Below are 7,762 nucleotides of genomic sequence, written 5' to 3' on the forward strand. Positions count from 1 at the left end.
TTTGTAATTCTATGTATATCAGCACCTTAAAATTACAACAAATTTCGCTAATCACCAAATTTATAGACACTTATAATTCGTCGAACTCACGTTATTTTAAGACAAAAACAAGCCTTGCTTATCCCGAATTGGGGTTTATAAGTTGTCTATGCTGACGGAGGTGACATCGCATCTCTCATAACCAACCTCAACACTCTTCCATTCTTTCAGCCGGCGGAAGTCCTCATAGCGGCTGTCGCAGTTGGCTGCACGTATATAGAACGTGTTGCAGCGCGACTCTACGGTTTGGATGATTTCCTTTGAGAACGACCCGCAGTCAGCACGGAAACGCTCTATTACCACACCAAGTTCTGAGGTTACACGGTCCATAATGCGACGGAGCGTGTCTTCTTGATGGAATCTCACATTGGTGTTTCCGTCACGATTCTCACCTCCGACTATGATTCCCCCAATGGAAGCCCAACCAGGGAAATAGCCAAAATCCTGCTTGTAAGAATACTTTGTATCGAACTTGTGGGCTGGAATAAACTGGTGGTCAAAGTCTAAGTCAACATGACTGCCCACTTTTATAAGCCCCATTCTTCGTATCATCCGTAAAAGTAAGGTATTCAACTTCTGTGCCGTGTTGAAACTATACGACTTGTCGGAGGTCTCGCTCTTATAGACAATATTTTTCTCGGCAAGCTCCTTTAGTCCGCGCCCCACAGTGTCGGCACCGGGTAATAGCGTATCAGGTCTCTGTCTGAACTGCCCTATAAGCACATTGATGTCCTCAAGGCATTCTCCACCACAAACGTAACTGAAGAAGAGAGAACCGAAAATACTTCCATAACAGAATGCTTTGCCGCTGCATCCGCGTCTGCCCAACACGGATTCGGTAAGTTTTTCAAAGCCCAACTTTGAAAAAACGTCCATGATGTGATAAATTCCTCCGAAGGAAGTGATATTCTCGTTTTTAATTGCTACCTTTGTCATGTCAGATTTTTGCTTACTTGTTATGTTTGCAGCACCAAGATAGGTGAAATTTCTGACATATCCAAGTGTTTTGAGAACTTTGTTTCTCAGACACTTGGAGTTCTCACAAGAATTTATGCTGCGGAATTAAGGTAATGAAAAAAACATCTATTATTTTCTTAATATTTTTTACTTTACTATCATTATATGCTTCATCAAGATCCCAAAAGGAAATAAAGAGTTCTCCTGAACATAAATTCAAACTCTGGCTTAATGATACTGTTAAGCATATAAAAGGCAAATACACTATTAGTTATGATTCTACATTGTTAACTATAACTGACAGCTTTTCATACATAGTTAGAAAGGGGAAAACAATTTATAGTACCAATAAAAAGAATTCAGAAGCTATACAACAAATGCTTAAAGATGTTCATGAGCCTCCGTCTGTAAATTACAGAGTTATAGCAGTTAGACATGATGAGTTTACTCCATCAGAAATAGACTTCCTAAAATATGAGACTTATACAGAATTCCCTCTTATAAAAGTCTTAGAAAAAGATATAGTTAGAGATTATAATGAAAATAGAGCTAGTATCAAGAGTGCTTTTATAATAAATAAACAAATAAAAGATACAATATTAGTAGAATTTAGCTCTAACGGGAACAAGGTTGTAAAAAGAGTTTATAAAAGTAATCGAGCTAAGAATAGAAAAAATAGCCTAAAGTTGAGGATATAAAACATCTTATAGGCAGGTAATATTCCAAAATAGGAAACAATTTAATCACCTAATTTTCTGTAGTTTTACTATTACAGATGAACAAGTCGGTGGAGCTTCAATGGGTAAACTACTGAATACAATACTTGAGATGCAGCTGTTTTTACGAATACAAATAATTGGAAGAATGGTTATTTTACCTGTAGCTGATCGAAAGCCGCAGGTGCGCATAGTAATCTGAAGGCTACGGGAACAGCTGGACATTCAATATTTTGGAAAATAGAGAAAAGATGAAACAAATTATAATATTAATTATATTTATCATTCTTTTTCTTTCAAATAGGAAAGGCTAATAGTTTTATTTCTGGTTCTTCCGGAATTTGGAGTGATATCATTTAATATCTGATTGTCAATAATTTTTGTGAGTTCTATTCTTTCAAATCCCTTTGTTTACTGAATATTAAAGAATATAAAGTGCTAAAATAAAGGCTACAAAATCTATACTTATCTTACATGGGCTATCTACACCACAAAAAGCATATATTTAAGGGTTTACAATATTTTTTTATCAACAGGAAGCCTGAAAAGTATAATACCATCACTCCAAATTCCGGAAGACCCCTTTATAAGCCCCATTCTTCGTATCATCCGTAAAAGTAAGGTATTCAACTTCTGTGCCGTGTTGAAACTATACGACTTGTCGGAGGTCTCGCTCTTATAGACAATATTCTTTTCGGCAAGCTCCTTTAGTCCGCGTCCCACAGTGTCGGCACCGGGTAACAGCGTATCAGCGTATCAGGTCTCTGCTTGAACTGCCCAATAAGCGCATTGATGTCCTCAAGGCATTCTCCACCACAAAGGTAGCTGAAGAAGAGAGAACCGAAAATACTTCTATGGCTGAATGCTTTGCCACTACTTCCACGTTTGCCCAATACAGATTCGGTAAGTTTTTCAAAGCCCAACTTTGAGAAAACGTCCATAATGTGATAAATTCCACCGAAAGAAGTGATATTCTCGTTTTTAATTGCTACCTTTGTCATGTCAGATTTTTGCTTACTTGTTATGTTTGCAGCACTAAGATAGGTGAAATTTCTGACATATCCAAGTGTTTTGAGAACTTTGTTTCTCAGACACTTGGAGTTCTCACAAGAATTTATGCTGCGGAGTTAAGGTATCAGCAAAACTTGGAGAGGATATCTTTTGTTTCATGCCATAAAGGTACAAAAAATATTTGATATGGGCAAATTAAAAGAAGAGTTTTGCAGAGGTCTCATAACGTGTTCTGAAAAGGGTTAAAATGGATAAAACCATATTGAATTGTAATGATTTATTGCTAACTTTACTCCCCCTATCAAGGATTTACCTTTATTAGTATTGCAGCTCTAAATGGCAACATCTTTGTTTGGGTATGCCCTCCGCACTATTTTAAATTGTTCGGAGAGTATTTTTGTATGTCAAAAAGGCTGCATCATCTAATGGTTTTTTAAATCTAAATTAAAAAAATATAATGAAACAATTAAATTCAATGCCAACAAGGGCGTTGGCACTATGCCTGTGGGTATGCCTTTTTGGTCTGGTCAAAGCACAGGCACAAGAGGCGTTGGACTTTTCGTCGCTAAGCGAAGATAATCCGCAGTCCGGCATCTCGATAAACGAAAACTACAAGGAGGCTCTTGATGGGAATCTTTGGAAATCAATATTCACGTATGCCGGAAAGAAATGGATGGCACCGTATAAGAATATTTATTTCCAACAATCGAACTCTGCAATAGACAAGAATGCCTATACGAGTTACCTTGTTTCGCCGGCATTGACACTTAGTGATATTTCCGGTAAGAAACTCACGTTCGAGTATGAGGCCACTCTGGTTAAGGGTGACATCAAGTTGCAGATGCTTGTTATCGACAAGACCGGCGCAACCAAGGCCACTATCGGCGAGATAACAGGAGTGGTTGGCTCGAAGCCGGGCGACTGGAAAGTGTTCGATGCCACCATACCGGCAGACTTGAGCGGCGTGGGCTTCGTTGCTTTCGCCACATCGGGAAACAATGCCAACCGTGCGCAGTTCCGAGTTAGAAACATACAGACTGTGGCAGGTGCTCTTCCTGTTACAGTATCGGTTGCTCCGCAGGAACTCAAATTTAGCGAGACAAACGTAGGAGAGACAAGTTACAAGAAGAGCGTGAACGTGTTGATAGCAAACTTCACAGAGACTCCCACCGCAACACTTGCTGGAAACAATGCTACCGACTTCACCATCGTGGCCGATGCGCTGACCTCTACCGGCGGAACAATAGACGTTTATCTGACACCGAAATCCAATGGAACAAAGAACGCTACGATTAACATAACCGCAGGCGACGCCGTTGCTACCGTTACGCTGACAGGCTCGGCAGTTGGCGGAGCTGCACCTGACGGCCCGACCGTGCAACTTCTCGAAGACCAGTTCTTCTACAATTTCAATGGCAATACACCCGAAAAATGGCAGACAGCAGGCACTGTGACGAAACTCGAAGGCGTAGAAAGATATAATTCCGACACCGGTTTCGGAGTGGGTATCGAAACCGATGCCACTATGGGATTCCTGAAACAGGAAATTGATCTCAAGGCAGAAGGAAAGGCCGTAGTACAGGGTGACGAACTGGAATGTCTCATACACTACCTCACCGTTGAGTCTGCACGCGAAGAAGGGCCGTTCCGTCTTGCGCTGAACTGGCTGGATGCTTCCGGCAATATCATAGAAAGTGCAGAGAAAGACTTTATCTGCAACCCTGACATTTACTTCGGAAGAAGGAAGGCTTGGGGCGAACTGAAGTTCCGCACAATCTGTCCGGCAGGTGCGGAGAAACTCGTATTCAACATTGTTGTGGCACCTAATAGCAAGGTGTGCATGGACGATTTCAGCGTGACACGTCTGGCTAACAAAGACAAGACTCCGCTCGTTGCTATCCTTCCGCAGTATCGCACAATCATGGGAGAGGTCGGCGTGCCGGCAGAATATCCTGTGGCAATACAAGGAATGCACCTCGGTGCAGAACAAGAGCCTAACTTCGGCGGTACCGATGCAGACAATGTAATGAAACTGAGCGTTGCCAAACTGCCGGATAACGGCACTAAAAAGGCAACACTGACAATGACTCCGACAAAGAAAGGAGCGTTCGTGGGAAGTGATTCGTACTCGATGAAATTCAGTGGAGCAGAGGCAGAGAACAGTGGTTCGCTCACACTTATGGCTTACTTCAAGGGACAAGGTACTACTCCTAAAATCGCATTGAAAGAAGGAGTTACTGTACGTGAAATGAAGGCAGCACAGGGAAAGACCGACGAGCAGACTCTTGAGTTCGAGATTAATGATGTTATAACAAGCGTAAATCTTGCCGTTGTTCAGGATGTTGCAGGTACGTTCATTATAGATAAGTCACAGTTCTATTATTCACAACCTAAAGAACAACTCTATAATGGTCCGGTAAAGGTTACATTCAAACCTAAGAAGGCCGGTGAATTCAATGCCACACTGATGCTTACAAGCGCATTGGCAGATACTCTGAGAATCAGTTTGAAGGGTGTTTGCAGTGCTAATCCGGATGCAGATGTGATAGAGAAATTCGGTGAAGACCAAAAAATGGATCCTCGTTACACAGGTGAGGCATGGAAAAACTATCACAAATTCGACCTCGGATACTGGAAACTCGACGGAAAATGGAATGCCGCAAACAACGTAACACTCAACAAGGACGGCGTTCTGTACCTTGACGAAATTTTCGCAAACGGTGTGAACAACTTAATTTTGGAACCTGCCGCAAACGCTGCTGACTGCAAAGCGCAGTACTCAATAGATGGTGGCGGACACTGGATGGATGCCGGTAGTGCCGATGCCGAAGGAAAGTTCACCGTGAACACTCACCGTCCTACTTTCATTCGCTTCGTTGCCAACAACGAAATCAATGTTACTTCTGTTTCATTCAACCTCAATAAGGCTGAGGACAGAGAGGAATTCAGCAAGATTGAAGATGCTATGATTAAGTCGGCTGATGCCGAGGCTAAGGCTCTCATCACAGAGACATTTAACGGACTGCGTCACACCCGCGTACTTGGTCTTGAAGGATGGCAGAACATTGCAGTGAGAGGCGAACGCCCGTTCTATGCATGGCAGCAGAAGAATCAGGCACAGACAGAAATAGAGAATGAGGTTGCACAGATTTCGTTCTTCCGCTGGGCTACTACCGACAGACGCGAACACGAGACATGGCTCATCTCTCCGACACTCTCATATAACAACGCCGAGAGCAAGGTGCTGACCTTCAGCCTGCGCTTCAACAATCCGACACAGGATGCTCAGGAGGCTTTCGGACTCTATGTGATCACCGAGAAGGATGGTCAGGCTAAGCAGCACTATATCAATCTCGTTGACCATGGTCCGATCGGAGTGACCATAGAACCTGAAACATGGTATGACTATCGCATAGACCTGTCAAAAATAAATGGTTTGCAGATTGACGATAAATTCCACGTTGCATACTCGTTCTACAGTCCGGTGGGCGGAAATGAGACATCACTCAACTTCATGATTGACGACTTTACGTTCGGACGTACAGACCTTCCGAAGATAAACGTTGACAAGAATATTCTCAGTTTCTCTTTCCAGACCGGTATCACAACAGATCCGCAGGGAGTGAACATCACAACAGAACGTGCCACTGCTCCTGTTACCGTTACGCTGTTGCCGTCGAAGATGAAGAGTTACTTCAAGTTCAACAATGAACAACTTCCAAAAGAGGGAGGTTTTGTTGATGTGAGATTCAAGAGCGAAGATAATAATACTCGTGCTGCGGCACTGCTGGTTCAGACACGTGGTGCAGAACCTGTGATTATAAAGTTGCTTGCACAACTTGTTGGTACAAACGGTGTTGATACTGCAGCAGGCGACAGCAATGACGCTCTCGCACCTGTATTTACCACCGATGGTATCCGTATCAACGGCAAGTACAAGACTTTCCGCATCTACTCGGCAGCAGGACAACTGCTGAAGCAGGGGGGTTATCAGGAGAACATCAGTACTCTGGGACTCACCGGAGGCGTCGCAATACTGCAACTCGTTACCGAAGAAGGCACCAAATCGTTCGCGTTCCAACTGAAATAAGTAGGGGACAAACGTTTGAAAACACATGAAATAATGCCCGGCCGTGAAAATGGTCGGGCATTATTGTGTTGAGACCTCTGCAAAACTCTTCTTTTAATTAGCCCATATCAAATATTTTTTGTACCTTTATGGCATGAAACAAAAGATATCCTCTCCAAGTTTTGCTAATATATTTCTTGGCCAAAGAAAGGTTTAGCAGACATTCTTTTCCCCAATAAATACAGTTTTAATTGGGTACCTATTCGTGCTATAATCGAAGTAGCTTACACCAAAGGCTATAATTCTACCGGTCGTCCCGGCTATGACAGTCTTGTTTTATTCAAGATTGAATTGCTTTGCACCTGGTACGGTCTGAGTGACGGAGAGGTTGAAGATCAGGTTAACGACCGGCTTTCCTTTAGTCGTTTTGCAGGTCTTGGCATGGAAGATACTGTTCCTGACAGTACTACCGTATGTCGTTTTCGTAGTGTCTTAGTTGAGGCAGATTTATATGACACGCTCCTTGACGAGTTTAACAGGCAATTGGAAGTTAAAGGTGTCATTGTCAAGCATGGCGCAATTGTTGATGCAAGCATTACGAACACCCCCCGTCGTCCCCGCGGATGTAAGAGTTATGAGGTCGTTGAGGATAGAAAAGATGATGAAAACACGGAGGCTTCGGAAAAAGCAATGGTCAAAGAAGTCATCAAACCCCAATTCGGTTTAAGGCCCCCTCCTTTTTACTCAGATTATAGTCCACAACGATTCTTTCGACCTTGTTTTAGGCCGAAGATTTATTGTTTCACGCAAGTAAATTTAGAAAAGTGTGAGCTGTTTCACTTCTGTTTCTCCCTCCATCTCAAACTCCATATTGATAGAGGGTTTTGTATCGTAGAAAGCATAAGCCGCCATTCCTGCCAAAAGGTTGACAATAAAGTTTGAGATACTTCTGTGGCGGGTATGAACAATC

Annotated in this window: 2 protein-coding genes and 4 pseudogenes; 3 read left to right on the forward strand and 3 right to left on the reverse strand. The window is 42.6% G+C overall.

Going from position 1 to position 7,762, the window contains the following annotated elements:
* Positions 1 to 138: 138 nt before the first annotated feature.
* A pseudogene (locus GCWU000325_RS02040) lies at positions 139 to 975 on the reverse strand (transposase); the annotation flags it as partial.
* A 134-nt stretch (positions 976 to 1,109) separates the two neighbouring features.
* Here GCWU000325_RS02040 and GCWU000325_RS02045 point away from each other — a divergent pair.
* Positions 1,110 to 1,694: a hypothetical protein gene (locus GCWU000325_RS02045; RefSeq protein WP_006254315.1), complete on the forward strand. Its 585-nt coding sequence runs from the start codon at positions 1,110 to 1,112 to the stop codon at positions 1,692 to 1,694.
* A 585-nt stretch (positions 1,695 to 2,279) separates the two neighbouring features.
* Here the strand turns inward: GCWU000325_RS02045 and GCWU000325_RS02050 are convergent.
* Positions 2,280 to 2,713 (reverse strand): annotated as a pseudogene (locus GCWU000325_RS02050) (IS1380 family transposase); the annotation flags it as partial.
* 467 nt (positions 2,714 to 3,180) lie between these two features.
* Between GCWU000325_RS02050 and GCWU000325_RS02055 the strand changes: the two are divergent.
* Both GCWU000325_RS02055 and GCWU000325_RS02060 read left to right on the forward strand, forming a co-directional pair.
* Complete coding sequence (locus GCWU000325_RS02055) at positions 3,181 to 6,813, forward strand: choice-of-anchor J domain-containing protein (protein ID WP_006254318.1); 3,633 nt, start codon at positions 3,181 to 3,183, stop codon at positions 6,811 to 6,813.
* A 133-nt stretch (positions 6,814 to 6,946) separates the two neighbouring features.
* A pseudogene (locus tag GCWU000325_RS02060) lies at positions 6,947 to 7,506 on the forward strand (transposase); the annotation flags it as partial.
* A 102-nt stretch (positions 7,507 to 7,608) separates the two neighbouring features.
* On the opposite strand, the pseudogene GCWU000325_RS12340 reads toward GCWU000325_RS02060, so the two are convergent.
* Positions 7,609 to 7,762: pseudogene (locus tag GCWU000325_RS12340) on the reverse strand (IS982 family transposase); the annotation flags it as partial.

Origin of the sequence: Alloprevotella tannerae ATCC 51259 (genome assembly GCF_000159995.1) — a bacterium.
GTDB classification, from domain to species: domain Bacteria; phylum Bacteroidota; class Bacteroidia; order Bacteroidales; family Bacteroidaceae; genus Alloprevotella; species Alloprevotella tannerae.